This is a genomic window from Caminibacter sp. (assembly GCF_053999135.1).
The window spans coordinates 1-2,278 of record NZ_JBMXVQ010000128.1 but is presented as its reverse complement, the minus strand read 5'-3'; the positions used below and the strand labels follow the sequence as shown (position 1 = coordinate 2,278).

Annotated in this window: 3 protein-coding genes; all 3 read right to left on the bottom strand. The window is 24.5% G+C overall.

Annotated elements, in window-relative coordinates; all coding sequences use genetic code 11:
* A partial coding sequence (locus tag ACXJH6_RS09180; RefSeq protein ID WP_456471461.1) for a hypothetical protein occupies nt 1-207 on the bottom strand: 207 nt, incomplete at its 3' end.
* On the bottom strand, nt 200-862 hold the full coding sequence (locus tag ACXJH6_RS09175; RefSeq protein ID WP_456471460.1) for a BUD32 family EKC/KEOPS complex subunit: 663 nt from the start codon (nt 860-862) through the stop codon (nt 200-202). The genes ACXJH6_RS09175 and ACXJH6_RS09180, both read right to left, overlap by 8 nt.
* A partial coding sequence (locus ACXJH6_RS09170) for a class I SAM-dependent methyltransferase (protein ID WP_456471459.1) occupies nt 859-2,278 on the bottom strand: 1,420 nt, incomplete at its 5' end. The genes ACXJH6_RS09175 and ACXJH6_RS09170, both read right to left, overlap by 4 nt.

Genomic DNA, 2,278 nt, shown 5'->3' with positions numbered 1-2,278 from the left:
TATATCTATATCTATATCTATATCTAAAAGAATACCATTTTCAAACTTTTTAAAATTTAATTGTTTTTCTTTTTCCTTGAAAAGGATAAATTCATTCTTTAAAAGATATTTTTTTATTTTTTCTAAATTTTCTTTTTTTAATAATAAAAAATCAAAATCACTTCCACTTCTAACTAACTTGCATCCAAATTTTTCTAAATCATTCAAATATTTCATCAATTTCATCTTTTAAATAATTTTTTATCAATTCTTTTGCTTTTAATAAATTATTTTTTTCAAAATGCCTAAATATAAGTCCTTTTAATTCAATAACACTGACTTTAAAAAATTTAGGAAATTGCTTTTTTAATTCATATAAAAGTAATAAAATATCAATCTCTTTTTCATAACCTTTAAGTCTTGAATGATAGCTATATTCAAAATCTATGAAATATATTTCACCATTTTGTCCTACTAAAATATTATCTAAATGAAAATCACCATGATAATCAATTTTTTTTAGTTTTATTATAGCTTTTTCTAAAAAAACCAAAAATTCTTCTTTTTCAAGATAATTTACTAATGAATCTCCATCAATCTTTTCTAAAAATAATTTATCATCTATAATTACTGCTTTTTTATTATTTAGCTTTTGAAACTTTTCTTTTTCATATTCAATATTTTCTAAATTCCATAATTCAAAATCGTTAAATTCATTTTCTACTTTTTTTACTCTTTTTTTATCTCTTATTTTTATAATTTTATTTTCCAAAATAAATACAAATCCTAATCCTCCAACTCTTACATCTTTAGAAAGCAAAATTAAAGGTAAATTTAAAGGATTTTTAAAAAAAGCAAAAATTTTTCTTTTAAAAATACTCACTTCACCCCTTCAATAAAAAAATATCTATTTACAAACTTTTTACCACTTCCTTCAATCACATCTATGCTATTCACTTCAAATCCCGCTCTTTTTAAATTATCAATCCACTCATTTTTAAAATACCACTTTTCTCTAAAAGAAGAATCAAAAGGATACATCCACTTTCCTTTTAATTCCAAAATAGGCTTAAACACCCCAAGCAAAGAAATCAGATTTCTCTCACCTATTATAACTTTTCCATCTTTTTTTAAAACTCTATAAATCTCTTTTAAAGCAACATCCAAATAAGTATGCTGTAACACTTCAAAAACCATAACAATATCAAACTCTTTATCTCCAAAAGGCAAATTATAAATACTTCCTTTTTTAATTATTTCATTACTAAAAACAGGATCAACCCCTACAAATTCTATCAAAGGATACTCTTTTTTTAGTTCATTTATAATTACACCTTTTCCACAGCCTACATCCAAAATTTTCAGTTTTTTATCTTTTGAAAGAATTTTTTTTAGTTTTCCTATATATTTTTTGTCCATAAAACTTAATTCATCCGTTACCACATTGCTTGAAATATTAAAAGCACTCCCTACAAAACTTTCCTGTTCTTTTACCTTTGATAATTTTAATTTTTCATACAAAAGCATACTGTCAATAAAAAACTTATTATTCCAATTTACAAAATCAAAACTTCCATATTTTCCCCAAAAAGGAATACTCGCACTAAATCCGCCTCTCATAATAGAATTTTTTAATTGTTTAGCTTTTAAATAAAAAAGGGTATTAACAGCACACTTTTTATAATCTTCATCTTTTGTAATATCATAAATTCTAAGAGCAACCCCAGCCCACTGAGCAAGCCCTGTTATGCATCTGCCACTATTTACACACTCAAACTTTTCATTATATTGAGAACATAAGATTAAATCTCTATTTAAATTAATTTTTCTAAATTTTTCACTGTTTTTTAAAATTGCTTTTAGAACTTCCTCATCTTTTGTAATCTCATATACATCTAAAAGCCCTTCAAGTACATACATAAGAGTATGTAAAAAAGCAGGAATACTTTTCAAAAACGAACTATATTTAAAAAATCCATTTTCTAATTGATTATCCAACACCCACTTAATATTTTTTTGAGCCGCACTTTCTAATTCTTTATCGTTTAAAATTTTAGCACTTTTTAACATAGCAGCGGCTACTCTTGAATAATAAGTATGTTTCTCTTGATTATAAGCAAATCTCTCCCAACTCCCATCATCTTCTTGAACTTCTTTTAACCAATTTGCCGCTTTTTTTAATGCGTTTAAATATCTCTCATTTTTTGTATATTCATACAAATAATTAAATCCTATAAGACACTGACCCGTATCAAACACAAAAGGTTTATTTGTATCAATCTCACTAAAACTTCCATCA